The sequence below is a fragment of the Arthrobacter sp. H35-D1 genome (assembly GCF_030063185.1).
Taxonomy (GTDB): Bacteria; Actinomycetota; Actinomycetes; order Actinomycetales; family Micrococcaceae; genus Specibacter.
On sequence record NZ_JASISP010000003.1, the window covers coordinates 181,374 to 201,023 of the forward strand.

The window sequence follows — 19,650 nt, forward strand, 5'->3', positions numbered from 1 at the left end:
AGGACCCCATGCCAGAGGTAATCATGCCCCGCCTTTCCGACACCATGGAAGAAGGCATCCTGGGCCGTTGGCTCAAGCACGAAGGTGATCCAGTCAAGGCTGGCGACGTCATCGGCGAGATTGAAACCGACAAGGCCACGATGGACTTGGAGGCGTTTGACGACGGCGTGCTGGAGCGCCTACTGGTGGCCGAAGGCGCCACCGTGGCCATCGGCCAGCCGGTCGCATTCATCGGCGACGGCACCGGCTCCGGACCCGATTCCGATCAAGACGCCGGCAGTGAGGCTGGCGCGGGCTCGGGAAAGAAGACCGACGACGGCGCAGCGTCGTCGGTTGATGTGGAAGCGCAGGACGCGGAGGCTTCGGCAGAGGTGGGTGCGCCCTCAAGTGGAGGTCCTTCGGCAGGTGAAGACGCGCCTGCCGATGGAGACGCCCACGCCGATACAGATGCTCATGGGCTCGACGGCGGCCGGGTCTTTGCGTCGCCGCTGGCACGCAAAATGGCGGTGGAACGGGGCCTGGATCCCGCGGACATCAAGGGCACCGGTCCGGGCGGACGGGTGGTCAGGGCGGATGTTTTGGCCGCAGGTGAGCACGCCTCGGGTGAGGACACCTCCGGTGAGCACGCGGCTGCCGCCAGCCGGGACGGGAAGGCCCCCTCGTCGTCGTCCAAGTCTGTACCCGCTCCTGCTTCTGCACCTGCCGCACAGCAGGATTCGCTGGAGATCCCGTTGACACAGATGCGCAAGGTTGTGGCAAAACGGCTCACCGAGAGCGCCGCCGTGCCGCACTTCTTCCTGACGGCAGTGGTTCAGATGGACGCCCTGCTTGAGTTCCGGGCCGGAATCAATAAGCGGTTCGCGGACTCCGGGGTCAAGGCCAGCGTCACTGACTTGCTGGTGCGCGCCTGCGCGGTTGCATTGCGGGCACACCCGGTGGTCAACTCGTCGTGGGCCGGTGACAAGATCTACCAGCACCGCCACGTCAACGTGGGTCTTGCAGTCGCCGTGCCGGACGGCCTGATCGTGCCGGTGGTGCGGGATGCGGACCGGAAAGGCCTGGCGGAGATCGCCACCGAAGCCCGCGACCTGGCTGGCAAGGCACGGGAGGGGACGTTGTCGCTGCAGGAATTCAGCGGAGGAACATTCACTGTCAGCAACTTGGGCATGTTTGGGATCGACAACTTCACCGCCATCATCAACCCGCCCGAGGCGGCCATTCTCGCCGTGGGAGCGGCCGCAGACGAGCCCGTGGTGCGCGACGGCGAACTCACCACGCGCAAGGTCCTCAAACTCACCCTGACCGTGGACCACCGCGTGCTCGACGGTGCCACGGCCGCCGCCTTCCTGCAGGACCTCAAGCAGATATTGGAGGACCCAATGAGGATTGTGCTCTGACGGTTTCATGGGGAAAAGACAACCTGGCGTGTCACCGGCGCAGCTTGTTCCCAACTCGCTGCGGGCAGGCTCCTGACGTACATTGGCAGCAGGGTCGCCCCGCGCGTCCGCGCACAGGTGAGAAGGAGTTTGCCCATGAGCATGACAAGTAGCGAAGCCACGGCGTCGAGTCCCGGGACAGTCCTGATCGCCTGCGCCCATGGCACGAACAACGCCGAGGGTCGGCAGCGCATCAACGAGGTCAGGGCAGAAATCGCCGCTCTTCGTCCCGGGGTGAAAGTGCTTGAGGCCTACGTGGATGTTCAGGAGCCGGCGCTGCCCGAGGTGGTCGCGGGGCTGGCCGCCGGGGTGCGGGCCGTCGTCGTTCCGCTGCTCCTGACGGTGGGCTTCCACGTGCAGGTGGACATTGCCGAGGCAGTTGCCAGCCGCCCGGACACGGTTGCCGCCGCGCCGCTGGGGCCGGACCCTCGCTTGGCGAAGCTGCTGGATGAGCGGCTCGGGAAACTGCCGCAGGGTTGGGGGATCGTGCTTGCCGCAGCCGGTTCGTCGCGGCCCGAGGCTGCCGAGCAGATTGAAGTATTGGCTGCCGACTTGGCTGTGCGCCGCCCGGAGCGAATTGTGGCCGCCTATGGTGCAAGCGCCCGTCCCTCGATCCCCGAGGCTGTGGCGCAGCTGCGTGCCGACGGGGTGGCAGGGGTTGCCGTTGCGTCCTACCTGCTGGCGCCGGGCTATTTTCACGACCAGCTGGCGAAGACTGGCGCTGATGTGGTGGCGGCGCCGCTGCTGCCTTCCGTGTTGCTGGCTGAACTTGCCGTGGAACACTTTGACGCAGCCGTTTCCGCCGCGCCTGATGCCTGATTGCCGGGGAACCGTTGGCTTCTGCGCGGCGTTCTCCTCCAACCATGCGCCCGGGGGTTCATGCGCATGGTTGGAGCTGGCTCGTGCGCAGAAGTGGTCAGGTCTGCGCACAGGGTGATGCCCGGCGTCGTGCGTGGCAGGGAAAAGCTGAACGAATGAGCAAGCACAAACCTCCTGAAAATGGCGCGTGTGACGAAATATTGCCCAAGGTGAACGCGCGTTGCAATCGTGATTGTCGCGAACACAGGAGCAACTTACGCTCGTTTCATGACACAGACAGCTCTAGCCGGAGCGAATGCCTCTGGCACCGAAACCGCCACGGCATCCGCCGATGCCCCCGCCAAACGACCGGCCCGCCCGCGTCCGGCAACTAAACCGCACGGACAGTGGAAAGTGGACGGCAAGGCGCCGCTGAACCCGGTTGAAGCCTGGAAGCAGGACGACGACGGCTTGTCCGTGCGCCGCCGCATCGAGGAGATCTACGCGCTGGAGGGTTTTGACTCCATCACCGACGACGACCTGCACGGCCGCTTCCGCTGGTGGGGGCTGTACACGCAGCGCAAGCAGGGGATCGACGGCGGCAAGACGGCCTCGCTTGAACCGCACGAGCTCGAGGACAGCTACTTCATGATGCGGGTGCGGACCGACGGCGGAAAGCTCAGCACTGAGCAGCTGCGCGTGGTGGGTCAGATTTCCATTGATTTTGCGCGCAACACGGCGGACCTGACCAACCGCCAGAACATCCAGTTCCACTGGATCGAGGTTGAGAACGTTCCGGAGATCTGGCGCCGCCTCGAAGCTGCTGGCTTGCAAACCACCGAGGCCTGCGGCGATGTGCCCCGCGGCATGCTTGGTTCCCCCGTGGCGGGCATCGCCAAAGCGGAGATCATTGACCCCACCGATTTCCTGCAGGAACTTCGGGAGCGGTTCATTGGCAACCCGCAGTTTTCCAACTTGCCGCGCAAGTACAAGACTTCCATCACCGGCTACCCGGACCACGACACCATCCACGAAATCAATGACATTTCCTTTGTTGGCGTGCGGCACCCTGAACTGGGTTCCGGTTACGACCTGTGGGTGGGTGGCGGGCTCTCCACCGCACCTCGTCTGGCCCAGCGCGTTGGCGTGTTTGTTCGGCCTGAGGAAGGCCCCGCAGTGTGGGAGGGCGTCACCAGCATCTTCCGCGATTATGGTTACCGGCGCATGCGCAACAAGGCCCGCCTGAAGTTCCTGATGGAGGACTGGGGTGCGGAGAAGTTCCGCCAGATCCTCGAGGATGAATATCTGGGCCACCAGCTGCCCGACGGTGTGGTCCCGCCCAAGGCGAAGGTCAACGGTGACCATGTTGGGGTCCACGAGCAAAAGGACGGCAACTTCTTTATTGGCGCTGCACCGTGCGTGGGCCGTTTCTCCGGCACCGGAATGCTGGCTCTGGCGGACCTCCTGGAAGCCCATGGCTCCCACCGTGTGCGCACCACCCCGCTGCAGAAGATCATCGCTTTGGACATTCCCAAGGACCACGTAGAGGCAGTGATTACCGGGCTGGATGAGATTGGGTTGTCCGCCCGGCCGTCCGTCTTCCGGCGCAACACCATGGCGTGCACCGGGGTCGAGTTTTGCAAGTTGGCCATCGTGAACACGAAAGACACCGCCATCAACATCGTTTCCGAACTCGAGGAGCGTCTGGCTGATCTGGTGGATGCCGGGGAACTTGATGAGCCGCTCACCCTGTACCTCAACGGCTGCCCGAATTCCTGCGCCCGCATCCAGACGGCGGACATTGGCTTGAAAGGCATCATTGTCCCCACGGCCGACGGCGGCACAACGGGAGGTTTTCAGGTCCACCTTGGTGGTGGCTTGTCCTCGCACAACCGTGAGGAGGCCGGCCTGGGCCGCACAGTTCGCGGTTTGAAGGTGGCCATCCCGGACCTGCCCGACTACGTGGAGCGGGTCATTCGCAGCTACGTGGCCAACAAGCTGGCGGAAGAGACCTTTGCCGAGTTCGCGCACCGGGTTGACGAGGAGTTGCTGAAATGACGGTGACCACGCTTCGCTCGCATTCCGAGCTCCAAGCCCTGGCCGCGGCCGGGGAAGCGGAACTGCCGTGGGACGCGTCCGCCCAGGAAGTCATCGCCTGGGTGGCGAAGAACTTCGCAACCGGTGCGGCCGCCGTCGCCTGTTCCATGGCCGACGCCGTGCTGCCGGCCTTGGTTGCCGAGCAGCTGCCAGGGGTGGACGTCTTGTTCCTGGACACCGGTTACCACTTCGAAGAAACCTACGCCACGCGCAACGAGGTGGCGGAAAACCTGCGGGTCAACGTGGTGGACGTGATGCCGGTGCACTCGGTGGCCGAGCAGGATTCATTGCTGGGCAAGGACCTTTTTGCCCGGGATCCTGCCACCTGCTGTGCGCTGCGCAAGGTCGAACCGCTGCACCGCTCGCTTCAGGATTACGAATTGTGGTTCACGGGAGTGCGCCGGGACGAAGCGCCCACGCGCACCGACACGCCTTTGGTTGTGTGGGATGAAAAAAACGGGCTGATCAAGGTCAACCCCGTCGCGACCTGGAGTTATGAAGAGCTGCTGCGCTACTCCGATGACAACCTTTTGCCCGTGAACCCTTTGCTCAGCCAGGGCTACCCGTCCATTGGCTGTGCACCGTGCACCAACAAAGTGGCCCCCGGCGCCGACCCCAGGTCCGGACGCTGGGCCGGAACCTCCAAGACAGAATGCGGACTACACGTATGAGCACCCAAATTACTGAAACCCCTCCAGCCCTCGATCCCCAGCCGCTCCCCGACCTCGCAAGCTCGGCCGGGGACCCCTCGCGCCCGGGGCCCCATGTCGAGACCCTGAACTCCCTCGACATCCTTGAATCCGAGGCCATCCACATTATTCGCGAGGTGGTGGCCGAGTTTGAGCGCCCGGCGCTGCTGTTCTCCGGCGGCAAGGACTCCGTGCTGATGCTGCACCTCGCCACCAAGGCGTTCTGGCCGGGCAAGGTCCCGTTCCCGGTGTTGCACGTGGACACCGGGCACAACTTCCCGGAGGTCATCGAATTCCGCGACCGGACGGTGGAGAAGCTGGGCCTGCGCCTGGAGGTGGGCTCCGTGCAGGATTTTATCGACAGCGGCGAACTGACCGAACGGGCTGATGGAACCCGCAACCCGTTGCAGACGGTGCCGTTGCTGGATGCCATTGCCCGGAACCGCTTTGACGCCGTGTTTGGCGGCGGCCGCCGCGACGAGGACAAGGCCCGGGCCAAGGAGCGCATCCTCTCGCTGCGCGACGAGTTTGGCCAGTGGGATCCGCGCAACCAGCGCCCCGAACTGTGGAACCTGTACAACGGCCGCCACACCGTGGGCCAGCACGTGCGCGCGTTCCCCATCAGCAACTGGACCGAGCTGGATGTGTGGCGCTACATCGCCCGCGAGAACATCGAGCTGCCGCACCTGTACTACGCCCATGAGCGTGAGGTGTTTGAGCGCGACGGCATGTGGCGGGCCGTGGGCGAAGTGTCAAAGCCTCGCCCGGATGAGAAAGTCATCATCAAGCAGGTCCGCTACCGCACGGTGGGGGACATGTCCTGCACCGGCGCCGTGGCTTCGGACGCAACCACCGTCCACGACGTGGTGCGCGAAGTTGCCGCCTCCACCCTGACCGAACGTGGCGCCACCCGGGCCGATGACCGCATCTCCGAGGCAGCCATGGAAGACCGCAAGAAAGACGGCTATTTCTAATGAGCACCATCACCGAAGCGCCCCTCGCGCAGTCAACACTTTTCCGCTTCGCCACGGCGGGTTCCGTGGACGACGGCAAATCAACGCTCGTGGGGCGCCTGCTCCACGACTCCAAGGCCATCCTGGCGGACACGCTGGACGCCGTCACCCGCACCTCGGCCGACAGGGGCTTTGGCGGCGAAAACGGCAGCACGCAAAAGATCGACCTGGCGCTGCTCACCGACGGCCTGCGCGCCGAACGCGAACAAGGCATCACCATCGACGTCGCCTACCGCTACTTCGCCACCGACCGCCGCAGCTTCATCCTGGCCGACTGCCCCGGGCACGTGCAGTACACCAAGAACACGGTGACGGGCGCGTCCACTGCGGATGCCGTGGTCGTGCTGATCGACGCCCGCAAAGGGGTCCTCGAGCAGACCCGCCGGCACTTGTCGGTGCTGCGCCTGCTGCGCGTGCCCAACGTGCTGGTGGCCGTGAACAAGATCGACCTTGTCGACTACAGCGAAGACGTCTTCCGCACCATTGAGGCCGATCTGCAAAAGGTGGCCGCCGAAGTTGGCCTCAACGACGTGGTGGTGGTGCCGGTTTCCGCGCTCGAGGGCGACAACGTGGTGGATCCGTCCACGCACACGCCCTGGTACACCGGGCCCAGCCTGCTGGCCATCCTGGAAACCCTGCCCACCACCGACGACCTCGAGCGCGGCCTTGAACCATTCCGCTTCCCCGTGCAGCTGGTGGTTCGTCCGCAGGGTGCGTTGGCTCCAGAGCTCAAGGAAGCGGACGACGCCGGAGCCTCCTTCCGCGACTACCGCGCCTATGCGGGGCAAGTGGCTTCGGGTGCGGTGTCGGTGGGGGAGAGCATTACGGTGTTGCCTTCCGGTCGCACTGCAACAGTGGTGGGCATTGACTTTGCCGGGCGATCCCTGGAGCGGGCCGTTGCGCCACAGTCGGTGTCGCTGCGCCTGAGCGAGGAGATCGACATTGCCCGAGGCGACGTCATTGCCGCCACGGGAACGTTTGGCGAGGTTGGCCAAGACGTTTATGCGGAGCTGTGCTGGTTGTCCGCGAAGCCGCTGCGCGAGGGCGCCAAGGTGCTCATCAAACACGGCAGCAAGACGGTTCAAGGGCTTGTCCGCGCCGTGAGCGGCAAGCTGAACCTTGACACTTTTGCGCTGGAGCCCGCCTCCAGCTTGGCACTGAACGACATTGGTGCAGCCCAAATCCGGCTGGCGTCCCCGCTTCCGGTGGAGTCCTACGCCCGGCACCGCCGGACAGGGGCGTTTTTGGTTATTGACGCGCAGGACGGGAACACCCTCGCCGCCGGGCTTGTCAACGACCACCCGGGCGACCACGAAGACGAGCGCTATGTGATCTAGCCGTTCCGGCACACGGTGATCGAGCCTGTCGAGATCCAGGTTTCAACAGACTCGATCATCGGGAGCCTTGAGTCTTCAGCGAGCTACGCCCCACAAGGTTAAATACTCGCGAGTCCTGAACCGGTTCCGCACGGGTTAAGCTGTCACTTTTTTGATGAATGACTGCAAGCGGCCGTAGACCTCCTGCGATTCCGGATACCGAAAGTTCTGCTGCCATGCGTGCTGGGTGTTGATGCTCTCCCAGCCGTAGATCAGCGAGTCCACGGGAACTCCATGTTGATCGAGCTTGTGGATGAAGTTCATATTGGATGAATAAAAAAAGTCTCGCTCCGATGTTGTAATGAAAACGGGTGGGCACCGGGAGTCGAGCCACTCGATGGGCGACATGTAATGGGACTCCTCCCGCAGCATGTGTTTCTGATTCCCGCCGCTCCTTCGCCCACCGCGGGAGGGCAGGAGCATGCGGACGAAGTTCAGGCTCAGTACAAAACCCCTGTCGAAGAACACGGAAAAGTCGACGATGCTGCAGTGCTGCACCAGACCCTTGACGGAGGTGGCCAGCGTGACAGGGTGCAGCGCATAGTGCTCGGCAAGCTCCGGACGGAACATGGCGGCCGCCGTGAGCGCGGAAATCTGCCCACCGGCAGAGTCCCCGCCAAGGACAATCCGATGGGCGTCCCCGCCAAATTCACGAATGTGGGCGTCAACCCAGACCAGTGCTTCATTGGCGTCCTCCAGGACGTGGCCCAGGTGAAAATGCGGCGCCATGCGGTAGTTCACGTTGACCACCACCAGACCATACGATGCTTGGCTGGCGCAGTACTTCGTCAGCGAGGCCTTGTCGCCGGAAGTCCACCCGCCACCGTGAAAATAGACATACACCGGCAGCCAGCTCCCCGCCGGGTCACTGCCGTCCGGAGCGATGACGTCCAGCCGGTGCGAGCGGATATGGTCACCGACGAAGTCAATGTCATACCAGTGCTGCACCCCGGCAATGGGATCCATGTTGAGGCTCCGGAGATCGCCCTTGCTTACCGAATGCATGAAGACGCGCCAAGCCCACACTGGAACCCGACGCAGCGCGTGCCGACCACCGCGTCCGGAGGCGTTTGTGCCACGTGATTCACCATGAACCCGTTCACTCATGCTCCAACGTTAGGCCTGCAGACTGGTATGCAGCTGTGAAATAGGGTCACCCCTTTGGCCGTGAATTCCTTCTGATTCATCGTTTGTTCCACCATGCGCGCTGCAACGGCCCTTGCGGCGGTCCGCCACGTGGTGGATATTGCGCGCCGGGGCTGCAGACGCACCGTCGTCCCGGACAACAATGCTGGCCCGGCCCCAAGTGCCCCGACCATCCTGTCCCATCTGGATGAGCACCATGACTGTAATCATCGCGCAAATATGCCGTGAACAACCTGAGTGCGGTGGTGAGCGGGGAACTCTTAGGAGAGCAACATCGGCCTCTGTCTGTTGCGCGTGCTGTCGTTGCAACTGATTTTGGCGGCCCTGAGAGCAGGTGGCCGAGGTTGGAACGCTGGCCTTCCGTCATAAAGTCGAGGTGCGGGACTGCGGAATTCGTGTTGGCAGAAACCAGTGTGATAGAGGATACGATCGCCCTGTGCAACTAAAACAACTGCCGGTTCACCGGTCCGGCCGGAACGTCCTTTACGATGCCACGGTCACGTTGTTGCGGGGAATTTCCCAGATTTTCTTCCAAGCAAAGGCCATCCCCGGGTTGCTTATCCTCATCGCCTTTGTTGTTGCCGACTGGCAGATGGCGCTGATCGTTGTGCTGGGTTGCATCAGCTCCACTGTCGCCGGCGTGCTGATGCGCTTCCCTGCCAGCAAGGTGCGCGCAGGCCATCACGGATTTTGCGGTGCCTTGGTTGGTGCTGCGGCCTTTGCCGCCATGGACAGTGGATGGTTGGCCTTCCTTGTGTCAGTCCTCGGTGGCCTGCTGTGCGGGCCGGTGACGTGGTTGCTGGTGCAAGCCTTCAACTCGCCACCGTTGAAAGCCCTGCAGTTGCCCTACTTGACGGGGCCCTTCTGCGTGGTGGCCAGCTTGATGTACTTTGCCACCTCCGGCAACCACGTTTCACAGGTGCCGGTGGTCTTGGATGAAAGCCTGACTGCGCTGTTCTTCCGCTCCATTGTGAGCAATGTGTCCCAGGTGGTGCTTGTGGACAGCGTCCTTGTGGGACTTCTGATCCTGCTGGCCCTGTTCCTGTCCCACTGGAAAGTGGGTTTGGCCGCCCTGCTGGGCAGCACGATGCTCAGTGTCGTGGCCGTCACCACCGGGCAGGACCGGCTGCTGCTGGGGCACGGCATGCTTGGCTACTCGGAAGTCCTAGTGTCCATTGCGCTGGCTGCAGTGTTCCTGAAAGGAACGTGGCAGCCCTGGGTCATGGCCGTCGTCGGAACCTTGCTGGTGGGCGTGGTGCGGATACCACTCCAGCATTTGTACGGCGTCTATACCTGGCCCTTTGTGATCACCACTTGGGTGCTGTTGGCCGCGGTCCACTTCCTCCCCGGCATCAAGCGCCGCTGAAACACTGCCGAAGTTGTGCCTGTCCACGACGCGGCCCCGCAGCCAAACTCCCGGCTGGGCGAAATATAGCTGGACAAGCACTGTGAAGGTGGGAGAATTTGAGGCAAGGACCGGGTGCTCAACCCGGCCGGCAGTGGCGAGGGGGACACCATCGAAAGCATGGCCGTGGAGGACATGGGGATTGCATTGGAGCAGGAACGACACCGGGCGCAGGCCTTGAATGATGCTGCAGAGGCAATACGCAACACGATTGTGAGCCGGCTCCATGACGACGGGCTCAACCACCACGATGTGCAGTTCCGGGTCAAGTCATCCGTCTCGACGGCGGAGAAGCTCAGCCGCCGCTGCGACGACGGACGGCTGAAGTATCCTGGCGGCCTCGACGACCTGATCGGCGTGCGGGTCATTTTGTTCGTGGAATCGGACATTGAGGCCGTCGCCATCGCGCTCTCGAACCAGTTCCTCTGCCACGACGACGAAGACAAGACCGCAATGATGCGCAAAAACGGCGGTATTGGCTATGCCGGGCGGCATCTGACCCTTGAAGTCCCGGCAGTCAACCCGCCGCGCGACTGCAACGACTTTACCGGCCAGCGCTTCGAGGTGCAGATCCGCACGGTCCTCCAACATGCTTGGGCGGAATTTGAACACGACGTCCGCTTCAAGGGCTCAAGCGGCGACAACGCTGAAATCAGCCGCGCCTTCACCATGGCCTCCACTCTCATTGAGCTTGCCGACCAACAGTTTGTGAACATCAGCGACATTTTGAAACGGCTCCAGAGCGAAGGTTCCATTGAGCCTGAAACACAAAAACTCGACGCCGGGACCCTCCAGGGCGTGCTGACCCGCGCCTTCCCTGGATACCCCAGCAGCAAGGAAAACCAATACGCTTGGATGGTGAAAATTCTTGCCGCCAACGGCATTGACACTGTCAGCGCCGCCGAGGATTGGTTCAAGTCCTTGGATTCGGAACAGGTGGCAAAATCCATGCAATACAGGTTCTCACCGGGTCAAGTCCGTCTGGCGGACGACTTGTTGCTGCAATCTCTCGGGGAGTCCTATGTGGAGGCGACGAAGGCGCTGAGCAGCGACAACAATCGTGAAACAACACTGCGCTCACGGTTGCACAAGCTCCGCGTTGTCCGGGACGACGGATAACGCGCGCCAACCACCCCCACCGGTCCATGTGACGCTGCGTGTCTCCTCGTGACCTTGGGCGTCCCCGCCATTGAACAGGCCCGGGCGGATTCCCTACCGTTTAACCATGACTACAAGGGGAACCGCGGCCGATCCGCAGCCGACACCGCAGGCAGCAGCCCAACCACCGCTGAAGCGTATTCGCATCGTGGCCGGAGAGAAGCCCAAACACAAGTGGCGCGGCATGGAAATCATGGTTGCCACGGCACTCGTCGCCCTCATCGGAGCAGGCGCGGCCGTGGCCAGCATGAGCGCCAAAAGCGCAGACGAAGCGGCAGCCCCGGCTGCAGCAACCGCCCCGGCTGCCGTCCTGAAGCTTGGCTACTTTGGCAACATCACCCACGGCCCCGCGCTCGCGGGAGTGGAGAAGGGCATCTTCGCCAAAGACCTTGGAGCCACCGCACTGGAAACCCAGGTCTTCACCACGGGCCCGGCAACTGTTGAAGCACTCAACGCCGGCGCGATCGACGCCGCCTACCTGGGCCCCAACCCGGCGCTGAACTCCTTTGTGCAAAGCGGAGGCGAATCCATCCGCATCATTGCCGGAGTTGCCTCCGGTGGTGCCCAATTCGTGGTCAGGCCGTCCATCACCGACGTTGAACAGCTCCGTGGAAAGGCCATCGCCACCCCGCAATTAGGCGGCACGCAGGACGTGGCATTGCGCACTTGGCTGGGAGAGCGCGGGCTGCACACCGACACCTCCGGGGGCGGGGACGTCACGATCACACCCACCACCAACGCCCAAACGCTGCGTCTGTTCCAGGATGGAAAGATTGACGGCGCCTGGGTCGCCGAGCCGTGGACCTCCCGCCTGGTGCTCCAAGCCGGGGCGAAAGTCCTTGTCGACGAGGCCGATCTTTGGGACAAGGGCGAGTTCAGCACAACAGTGCTGGCCGTCAACAAGTCCTTCCTCGAAGCCCACCCGCAAACGGTCCAGGCCCTGTTGGAAGGGCACGTCGACTCGATTGCGTGGCTGGATGAACACCCCGACGATGCCGGGGCGGTCATCAATGACGCGCTCACGGTGGCCATTGGGCAGCCGCTGGAAGACGACGTGATTGCCCGGTCCTTGTCCAAACTGAAATTCACCTCCGACCCGCTGGCGGCCACCTTCGACACACTGCTCGACCACGGTGTCAGCGCCGGTGTTTCCAAACCGGCGGATCTCAACGGTCTCTTTGACCTGACGTTGCTGAACAAAGTGCTCACAGCGGCCGGCGAAAAACCCGTCACGGCCGCAGGATTGGGTGCAGAATGACCGAGCTGCTGACTGCCGAGCCTGCAATTGAAAGCGCAAGCGCTCTGGAAGCCGACGACGGCGGCCGGGCACCCGCCGTCGTCCTTGAAAACCTGGGCAAGCGCTTTGGCGACGGGGCCCCGGTGTTGGAGAACGTGAACGCCGTGATCCACCAAGGCGAGTTTGTGGCGCTGCTGGGCGCCTCGGGCTGCGGGAAATCAACGCTGTTGAACATCATTTCGGGCCTTGACGTGCCCACATCCGGAGCACTCGAAGTCCCTGCCGACGGGGCGGCATTCATGTTCCAGGATTCCTCGCTGTTCCCTTGGCTCAGTGCGCGCGGGAACATTGAGTTGGCGCTGAAGCTGCGCGGTGTTGGACGGGTTGAACGCAAGCTGCGCGCCACGGAACTGCTGGAGTTGGTGAATCTGGGGCAGGCTGCGGCCAAACGCCCACACGAGCTGTCCGGGGGAATGCGCCAGCGCGTGGCCCTGGCCAGGGCGCTGGCGCAAGAGCGGCCGCTGCTGCTGATGGACGAGCCGTTTGCCGCACTGGACGCCATCACCAGGGACCTGCTGCACAACGAACTGGAAAGAGTCTGGCGGGAAACCGGGCGGACCATAATTTTTGTCACCCACAATGTGCGCGAGGCCGTGCGGCTGGGGCAGCGCGTGTTGCTGCTCTCCTCCAAGCCGGGGCGAGTGGTGGCCGAATGGGACGTTTCCGAGGAACACAGGACGAACGCCGGGGCCGCCGGAAAACTCACCGGCGACATCACCGACCGATTGCGCGAGGAGATCCGCCGACATGCCTGAAACAATAACGTCGCCGCTGCTAAAAAACGGCAGTGCCGATGAAATGCGCTCCCTGGAAGCGGGGCTGGATTCGCTGCAGTCCGAGGCTGTGGAGCGTCGTGGTGTTGATTGGTCCCGGCTGCTGCTGCCGCTTGCCGCATTCGTCGTGCTGCTGCTTGCGTGGCAGTTCTATGTTTCACTGGGGCTGCGCCGCCGCGACCTGGTGCCCGGCCCGCTGGATGTGTTGGGATCACTGGGTACGCTCTGGCAGGAAGGCAACGCCCAGGAAGCCGTGTGGACCTCGCTGCAGCGCGGCATCACGGGGTTCACCATCAGCATCGTGGTGGCCACACCGATCGGCCTGCTGTTCTCCCAAGTGCGGTTGCTGCGCAGGGCATTTGGTCCACTCATTTCAGGTTTGCAGGTGCTGCCCTCCGTGGCATGGGTGCCGGCAGCCATCATCTGGTTTGGCCTGACGGATGCCACGGTGTACTTCGTCATGTTTATGGGGGCCATCCCCTCCATCATCAACGGGCTCATCGCCGGTGTGGACCAGATCCCGCCGCAGTACCGCCGGATGGGGCAGATCCTGGGCGCATCGCGCTGGGAAATGGCCGTCAACGTGGTGCTTCCAGCCGCGCTGCCTGGTTACGTTGGCGGATTGAAGCAGGGCTGGGCGTTTTCGTGGCGCTCACTGATGGCCGCTGAAATCATTGCCATGGGCGGCAGCCTCGGCTTCGGCCTGGGCTCGCTGCTGGAGCAGGGCCGGCAGCTCTCTGACATGGGCATCGTGATGTCGGCGATCCTGATCATCTTGTTCGTTGGCATCGCCGTTGAACTGCTTGTCTTTGCACCCGTGGAAAAGCGTCTGTTGCGCGGACGCGGCCTCCTCGCCGGAAGCACCCGCTAGCGGCGGCGACACCCCCGCAACCTTCGGCGCTGGCAAAAAAATGGGGGTGCGGAAAGTATATTTTCCGCACCCCAGTCCCAGCTGCAGCCGGGATAACAACTCACGTGGCTAGTAGGTCATTTGGCTCATCGCGCCGGCCGTGCCGACCATGGCGATGATCGCGATGATCGCCACCACGATGCCAACCACGCCCAAAATGGCCCCAATCCAGCCGGTGACCTTGCCAACGGTTGCAGCGGTGTGCAGCTGCTCAGCCTTCTTGGCCTTGGAGATGGCGATCGGGCCCAGAATGATGCCGATGAAGAACAAGGACAGAATGCCCAGGATCATGGAAGTCTGAGCGTGCTGGGCGCCCTGCAGCTGCTCCACCGAGTTCTGGGTGTAGACATTGGCCTGCTGCTGCTGTGCCGGCGGCGGAGTGTATGAATCTTGTGACATGGTTGTCCCCTTATTGGTCACGAGTGAGATGAGCGTACCTAAGAAACTTAGCAACAAGCCGGGCGTTGTCTGGCCTTCCACCGCATATGTGACGGTGGAGGTGCTTTCGCTCCACAATCCGGGCGCCACAATTATGTGTCCCCGCGTGACGTTGCGTGAACTGGTGTAACGCGCCCCTTGAACACGAATATCCCCTTTATCTAAAGTCATCTCATGGCAATTGTGGATCTTTACCCAACCTCACTGCGGCTGCTGGGCCGCCCAGTCCTCGTGGTCGGCGGCGGCACCGTGGCAGCACGCCGCGCCAAGGCCCTGCTCGACGCCGGAGCGCACGTCACGCTGGTGGCTCCCGTTCTCAGCGCGCCGGCACGGGCACTCGCCGACGCCGGCCTGCTCACGTGGCACGCCCGCGGCTACGAAAGCGCAGACATGGCCAACTCCTGGTACGCAGTGGCCGCCAGCAATGACATTGAGCTCGACGCCCAAGTGGCCAGCGACGCCGAAGACAACCGCACCTGGTGCGTGAACCACTCCAACGCCCAAGACTCGGCAGCATGGACGCCTGCAGTCGCCACGGTGGAGGACATCAAGGTGGCCGTCAACGCCGGGGGAGACCCGCTGCGCGCCGCGGCCGTCCGCAATGCCATTGCCGCAGCCCTTGAAAGCGGCGACCTTCCTTTGCGCCCCTACCGCAGGGGAGCGGACCGGTTTGAGAACCGCGGGCCGGACTCAGCGATGCCCCACCAGCTTTCGACAGGCCGGGTCGCCCTCGTCGGCGGCGGACCCGGTGCCGAGGACCTCATCACAGTGCGGGGGCGCCGGCTGTTGGCCGAGGCCGACGTCGTCGTGGCTGACAGGCTGGGCCCGCGCGGCCTGCTGGAAACACTCGGCGAGGACGTGTTGATCATCGAGGTCGGCAAAACCCCTGGCCACCACCCTGTGCCGCAAACGGAAATCAACGCCATCCTTGTCCGTGAAGCGCTGGCGGGAAACCGGGTGGTTCGGCTCAAGGGCGGGGACCCGTACGTGCTGGGCCGCGGCGGCGAGGAAGCCATCGCCTGCCGCGAAAACGGTGTTGACGTCGAAGTGGTCCCGGGGGTCACCAGTGCCGTGAGCGTCCCGGCAGCCGCCGGCATTCCCGTCACCCACCGTGGCCTGGCCAAGGCCTTCACCATGATCAGCGGCCACGAAGACTTGGAAAACGTGCCCCCCGGCAGCGACCACACAGTGGTGTTGCTGATGGGCGTCGGCACGCTGAACCGCTCGGTCCCCATTTTGACGGCCGCCGGCCGCGGCAGCGACTGCCCAGTGGCCATCATTGAAAACGGCTTCGCCCAGGACCAGCGCACCACCATCGGAACCCTCGGTACCATTGTGGCCCTCGCCCAGGCGGGCAAGGTCCGCAACCCGGCCGTCGTCGTCGTCGGTGACGTGGTGCGCGTCAGCCCGCTGGCACCGGCGGAACTCGCTACCGCCCATTACGGTGCGCGGGAAACTATCAGGACTTTCTCCTAAACTTGTCAACAAGCCCCTTGAACATCGACGAAATGAGCACAGCCGTGTCCTCAAACTCCCCAGCAGCGCCCGGAACCCAAGAGCGCCCGTTGCGCATCGCCGTCATTGGCTCAGGCCCGGCCGGCGTTTATGCGGCAGACATGCTGACCAAAAGCGAGGAAGTGCGTTCCGGACTGGTGGTCAGCATCGACCTCTTTGACCGTTACCCTTCCCCCTATGGACTGATCCGCTATGGCGTTGCCCCGGATCACCCGCGCATCAAGGGCATCGTCAACGCGCTGTACAAGGTCCTGGACCGGGGAGACATTCGCTTCTTCGGCAACGTCGAGTACGGCACGGACTTGGTGCTGGAAGACCTGCAAAAGCACTACGACGCCGTCATCTTCGCGACCGGCGCCATCAAGGACGCAGACCTGAACATCCCCGGCATCGAGTTGGAGGGCTCCTACGGCGGGGCCGACTTCGTGTCCTGGTACGACGGGCACCCGGATGTGTCGCGCGAATGGCCGCTGACCGCCAAGGAGATCGCCGTCATTGGCAACGGCAACGTGGCACTGGATGTGGCGCGGGTGCTGTCCAAGCACGCCGACGACATGCTTGTCACCGAGATCCCCGACAACGTCTACCAAGGGCTGAAGTCCTCGCCCGTCACCGACGTGCACATCTTTGGTCGCCGCGGCCCCGCCCAGGTGAAGTTCACCCCGATGGAACTGCGCGAGCTCAGCCACTCCCGCGACGTGGACATTGTCCTTTACGAGGAGGACTTCGACTTTGACGAGGCCTCCGACGTTGCCGTGAAGAGCAACAACCAGGTCAAGACCATGGTCAACACCCTGACCAACTGGCTGGTGGAGCAGGAAGACGACGCCGCCGACCCCTCCACGGGCGCCTCCCGCCGCCTCCACCTGCACTTCCTGCACAACCCGGTGGAGATCACCGGCGCCGACGGCAAGGTCACCGGCATCAAGTTTGAGCGCACCGAACTGGACGGCACCGGCAATGCGCGCGGGACCGGGGATTTCATCGACTACCCGGTCCAGGCCGTGTACCGTTCCGTGGGCTACTTTGGTTCGGCCCTGCCGGAGGTTGAGTTCGACCACCAGCGCGGTGTCGTCACGAACGCCGCCGGCCGCGTGCTGGATGTGGACGGCGCCCATGTGCCTGGCATGTATGCAACGGGATGGATCAAGCGCGGCCCCGTTGGCTTGATCGGCAGCACCAAGGGCGACGCCCTGGAAACCATCACCCACTTGTTGGCAGATCGCGACCAGCTGCCCTTGGCCGTCGAGGCTGCGCCGGATGCAGTGATCGAGCTGCTCGATTCCCGTGGCGTTGAATTCACCCCCTGGGAAGGCTGGCTGGAACTGGACGCCCATGAAAAGGCGTTGGGTGCTGCCGCATCCGGGACCGGTCCCGTCAAGCGCGAACGCGTGAAGGTTGTCTCCCGCGAAGACATGGTCAACGTCTCTCGCGGAGTAGCGGTCGGAGCCTGATTCCGCTTTACCTGATTTAGCTCCACGGCAGGGCCACCACATCAATGGAATGCGGTGGCCCTGGCGTCATAAAAACACAAACATTGTTTTTACTATGGAAAAGTATGTGCCAGGCAGTAGTGTGAATGAAAATGCTGGCTACCAACGCGCATTGTTCGCAATGGGTGGCTGACAGGTCTCTTGCAGGACGTTCACGGGGGTGAGTGCGGTGCGTGGTGGCGAAAAGTCATTGCCGTTGAGCAGCTCCCTCATGTGTGCCCTTCGATTGGGAGTCGGAGCGGCATTTTTTATTGCCCTCTTCATGGTGCTTAGTGCCTCGGGAGCCCTTGCCGCCTCCGACGCAGACCCTGTAGCGGCCAATCCGTCGGAGACCACGAACTCAAAACAGTCTGCAAACAAGGGGCTGCTGTCCGGGATTTTGAACCCAGTGGTCGGCGTGGTGGACCAGACAGTTTCCAAGATCCCTGTCGTCGGGGACATCACCGGCAACAACACAGTTGCCAAGGTGGCAGCGCCGGTCTCCGCTGTCACGGACCGGGTGGAAACGAGTGTCACTTCCGTGCCCGTTGTCGGGGAAGTTGTGGCCCCGGTAGGCAACCTCAGCAATGCGGTCGTTCCGCCGGTGGTCAACATCGTTGACACGGTGACGACGCCGGTGCTGAAGACGGCGGACAAGGTGTCCTCTCCGGTCGTGCAGATTGTTGATCCAGTCGTCGTTCCTGTCACGGAGGCCCTGAAGCCCATCGTTGATGGCGCCGTCGGCACCGTATCCGGCAGTGTTGCGTCTGTTGTCGACGAGGTCTTGCCACCCATGAGACCCAGTGCCCCCGAAATTCCAGCGAAGCCTGCAGTGCCCAGCACGCCAGAAACGCCGGGGAATTTGGGTACGCCTCCAACAGCCGAGGTGCCTGAGGTGTCTGGAGCACAGAGTGTGCCTGACGGCGGAAACGGCCCATCTGACTCGCCTGAACTCTTGGGAGATCCTGGCAACAAAGAGAGTGCCAGCAGCGACGTCACCCTTGAAACAGCCGATGCGGTCGAAAACGCCGGACATGGCAAGGCCAAGAACGTTGGAACCTCCGGCAAGGTGCGCACACTGGCGGACTATCTTGCAGCACGCACTTTCCCCGGCCTGATGGCACACGAAAAGACTGCAGGCGGGGGCGCAGCGGTGGCAATCACCACCATGGCAACGCCTGGCGGGAGCCAAGCAGCTTGCGGCGCAGACTCCAACATGCCCGGCGTGGGGCCATGCGCTCCGGCCATCAGCACCAGTCCAGCCTCAAGCGGGTCGTTCGGTGCAGGAGCCAGCGGCGCGGGCGGATCCACCGGTTCTGCAGCGGCCCACGAAAATTACGCTGATTGGTTTAGCGTCCTCCTTGAAGGATCGGCCGTGCACAGCGCCGACTGGCAACTTCCTGCCTCCACGCCCTCCGTTCCGGGCTCAACACCTGGCTAGATGACCGTCCTGCTTTTCCTGCGCGCAGGAAAAGCCACGGTCTTTCCTTGAATTGCTGTCGCGATCAAGGCCAAAAAATCTTAGTCAGGAGTTGGACATCATGCATGTCATTATTCGTCGATCGCTGTGCGCAGCGGTCTTTGCCGGAGGGCTTCTTGCCCTTGGCACAGGGGCGGCAAATGCCGCCGATCAGTCGAGCACAGACACCTCTGAAGCGGTTTCCGCCGTGCAGGCTGTGGTCTCCCAGGCTGCAGCAAACCCCTCAGCAGAGCACAAATCCAATGGATTGTTGGATGGTTTGGTTGGGGGCTTGGTGGCTGATGTTGTGGACAGTGTTCAGGTTGCTGTTCCGGTCACGGTGCCGGTGAATGTTTCCGGTAATGCTGTGGGTGTTCTGGGCAATGCTGTCTCGAATGGTTCGCAGGCCAACAACAGCACGGTTGTTCCGGCTGTTGAGCAGGGTGCCGGTTCGGGTGCGTCTGTTTCGGGGCCGTCGAACAATGGCGGTTCGGGCAGTGGTGGGTTGCTGGATGGTGTGGTGGCTGATGTTGTGGACAGTGTTCAGGTTGCTGTTCCGGTCACGGTGCCGGTGAATGTTTCCGGTAATGCTGTGGGTGTTCTGGGCAATGCTGTCTCGAATGGTTCGCAGGCCAGCAACAGCGTGGTTGTTCCGGATGTTGAGCAGG

Annotated in this window: 16 protein-coding genes and 1 pseudogene; 15 read left to right on the forward strand and 2 right to left on the reverse strand. The window is 63.0% G+C overall.

The genetic code is table 11. The features are described 5' to 3' along the window. Positions 1-8 precede the first annotated feature (8 nt). From QMG25_RS06000 to QMG25_RS06025, 6 genes are all read left to right on the forward strand, one after another. Positions 9-1,397, forward strand: a complete 1,389-nt coding sequence (locus tag QMG25_RS06000; RefSeq protein WP_283458236.1) for a dihydrolipoamide acetyltransferase family protein — start codon at positions 9-11, stop codon at positions 1,395-1,397. Positions 1,398-1,532: 135 nt separating this feature from the next. Then, entirely contained in the window at positions 1,533-2,255 is a 723-nt protein-coding gene (locus tag QMG25_RS06005) for a sirohydrochlorin chelatase (protein WP_283458237.1), read from the forward strand. 267 nt (positions 2,256-2,522) lie between these two features. Continuing rightward, on the forward strand, positions 2,523-4,292 hold the full coding sequence (locus QMG25_RS06010; protein ID WP_283458238.1) for a nitrite/sulfite reductase: 1,770 nt from the start codon (positions 2,523-2,525) through the stop codon (positions 4,290-4,292). Beyond that, a complete protein-coding gene (locus QMG25_RS06015; RefSeq protein ID WP_283458239.1) occupies positions 4,289-5,002 on the forward strand; it encodes a phosphoadenylyl-sulfate reductase in 714 nt (237 codons plus the stop codon). The genes QMG25_RS06010 and QMG25_RS06015 overlap by 4 nt, the downstream gene beginning before the upstream one ends. Next, a complete protein-coding gene (gene cysD / locus QMG25_RS06020) occupies positions 4,999-5,994 on the forward strand; it encodes a sulfate adenylyltransferase subunit CysD (RefSeq protein WP_283458240.1) in 996 nt (331 codons plus the stop codon). Before QMG25_RS06015 ends, cysD begins: the two co-directional genes overlap by 4 nt. After that, complete coding sequence (locus tag QMG25_RS06025) at positions 5,994-7,370, forward strand: sulfate adenylyltransferase subunit 1 (protein WP_283458241.1); 1,377 nt, start codon at positions 5,994-5,996, stop codon at positions 7,368-7,370. The genes cysD and QMG25_RS06025 overlap by 1 nt, the downstream gene beginning before the upstream one ends. A gap of 135 nt (positions 7,371-7,505) precedes the next feature. Here the strand turns inward: QMG25_RS06025 and QMG25_RS06030 are convergent, their stop codons facing one another. Next, on the reverse strand, positions 7,506-8,516 hold the full coding sequence (locus QMG25_RS06030; RefSeq protein ID WP_283458242.1) for an alpha/beta hydrolase: 1,011 nt from the start codon (positions 8,514-8,516) through the stop codon (positions 7,506-7,508). 475 nt (positions 8,517-8,991) lie between these two features. Here QMG25_RS06030 and QMG25_RS06035 point away from each other — a divergent pair, with 475 nt between their 5' ends. The 5 genes from QMG25_RS06035 (at position 8,992) to QMG25_RS06055 (ending at position 14,059) form a co-directional block, all read left to right on the forward strand. Further along, positions 8,992-9,921, forward strand: coding sequence for an urea transporter (locus QMG25_RS06035; RefSeq protein ID WP_283458243.1), 930 nt, complete (start codon positions 8,992-8,994; stop codon positions 9,919-9,921). A gap of 114 nt (positions 9,922-10,035) precedes the next feature. Beyond that, complete coding sequence (locus QMG25_RS06040; RefSeq protein ID WP_283458244.1) at positions 10,036-11,079, forward strand: GTP pyrophosphokinase; 1,044 nt, start codon at positions 10,036-10,038, stop codon at positions 11,077-11,079. A gap of 106 nt (positions 11,080-11,185) precedes the next feature. Continuing rightward, positions 11,186-12,376 (forward strand): ABC transporter substrate-binding protein, encoded by a 1,191-nt coding sequence (locus QMG25_RS06045; protein WP_502866358.1) that lies wholly within the window; start codon positions 11,186-11,188, stop codon positions 12,374-12,376. Continuing rightward, entirely contained in the window at positions 12,373-13,170 is a 798-nt protein-coding gene (locus QMG25_RS06050) for an ABC transporter ATP-binding protein (RefSeq protein WP_283458245.1), read from the forward strand. Before QMG25_RS06045 ends, QMG25_RS06050 begins: the two co-directional genes overlap by 4 nt. Then, complete coding sequence (locus QMG25_RS06055; protein ID WP_283458246.1) at positions 13,163-14,059, forward strand: ABC transporter permease; 897 nt, start codon at positions 13,163-13,165, stop codon at positions 14,057-14,059. Before QMG25_RS06050 ends, QMG25_RS06055 begins: the two co-directional genes overlap by 8 nt. A gap of 108 nt (positions 14,060-14,167) precedes the next feature. Here the strand turns inward: QMG25_RS06055 and QMG25_RS06060 are convergent, their stop codons facing one another. Then, entirely contained in the window at positions 14,168-14,497 is a 330-nt protein-coding gene (locus tag QMG25_RS06060; RefSeq protein ID WP_283458247.1) for a DUF4190 domain-containing protein, read from the reverse strand. Positions 14,498-14,710: 213 nt separating this feature from the next. Between QMG25_RS06060 and cobA the strand changes: the two genes are divergently transcribed. From cobA to QMG25_RS06080, 4 genes and pseudogenes are all read left to right on the forward strand, one after another. Beyond that, complete coding sequence (cobA, locus tag QMG25_RS06065) at positions 14,711-16,012, forward strand: uroporphyrinogen-III C-methyltransferase (RefSeq protein WP_283458248.1); 1,302 nt, start codon at positions 14,711-14,713, stop codon at positions 16,010-16,012. Positions 16,013-16,044: 32 nt separating this feature from the next. Then, positions 16,045-17,505 (forward strand): FAD-dependent oxidoreductase, encoded by a 1,461-nt coding sequence (locus QMG25_RS06070; RefSeq protein ID WP_283458249.1) that lies wholly within the window; start codon positions 16,045-16,047, stop codon positions 17,503-17,505. Between the two features lie 250 nt (positions 17,506-17,755). Beyond that, positions 17,756-18,964: a hypothetical protein gene (locus QMG25_RS06075; protein ID WP_283458250.1), complete on the forward strand. Its 1,209-nt coding sequence runs from the start codon at positions 17,756-17,758 to the stop codon at positions 18,962-18,964. A 100-nt stretch (positions 18,965-19,064) separates the two neighbouring features. Continuing rightward, a pseudogene (locus QMG25_RS06080) lies at positions 19,065-19,650 on the forward strand (hypothetical protein); the annotation flags it as partial.

Bases quoted from the DNA above. Each gene is read 5' to 3' on its own strand.
- QMG25_RS06000 (WP_283458236.1), top strand. From the start codon at position 9: ATGCCAGAGGTAATCATGCCCCGCCTTTCCGACACCATGGAAGAAGGC.
- QMG25_RS06005 (WP_283458237.1), top strand. From the start codon at position 1,533: ATGAGCATGACAAGTAGCGAAGCCACGGCGTCGAGTCCCGGGACAGTC.
- QMG25_RS06010 (WP_283458238.1), top strand. From the start codon at position 2,523: ATGACACAGACAGCTCTAGCCGGAGCGAATGCCTCTGGCACCGAAACC.
- QMG25_RS06015 (WP_283458239.1), top strand. From the start codon at position 4,289: ATGACGGTGACCACGCTTCGCTCGCATTCCGAGCTCCAAGCCCTGGCC.
- cysD (WP_283458240.1), top strand. From the start codon at position 4,999: ATGAGCACCCAAATTACTGAAACCCCTCCAGCCCTCGATCCCCAGCCG.
- QMG25_RS06025 (WP_283458241.1), top strand. From the start codon at position 5,994: ATGAGCACCATCACCGAAGCGCCCCTCGCGCAGTCAACACTTTTCCGC.
- QMG25_RS06030 (WP_283458242.1), bottom strand. From the start codon at position 8,516: ATGAGTGAACGGGTTCATGGTGAATCACGTGGCACAAACGCCTCCGGA.
- QMG25_RS06045 (WP_502866358.1), top strand. From the start codon at position 11,186: ATGACTACAAGGGGAACCGCGGCCGATCCGCAGCCGACACCGCAGGCA.
- QMG25_RS06050 (WP_283458245.1), top strand. From the start codon at position 12,373: ATGACCGAGCTGCTGACTGCCGAGCCTGCAATTGAAAGCGCAAGCGCT.
- QMG25_RS06055 (WP_283458246.1), top strand. From the start codon at position 13,163: ATGCCTGAAACAATAACGTCGCCGCTGCTAAAAAACGGCAGTGCCGAT.
- QMG25_RS06060 (WP_283458247.1), bottom strand. From the start codon at position 14,497: ATGTCACAAGATTCATACACTCCGCCGCCGGCACAGCAGCAGCAGGCC.
- cobA (WP_283458248.1), top strand. From the start codon at position 14,711: ATGGCAATTGTGGATCTTTACCCAACCTCACTGCGGCTGCTGGGCCGC.
- QMG25_RS06070 (WP_283458249.1), top strand. From the start codon at position 16,045: ATGAGCACAGCCGTGTCCTCAAACTCCCCAGCAGCGCCCGGAACCCAA.
- QMG25_RS06075 (WP_283458250.1), top strand. From the start codon at position 17,756: ATGTGTGCCCTTCGATTGGGAGTCGGAGCGGCATTTTTTATTGCCCTC.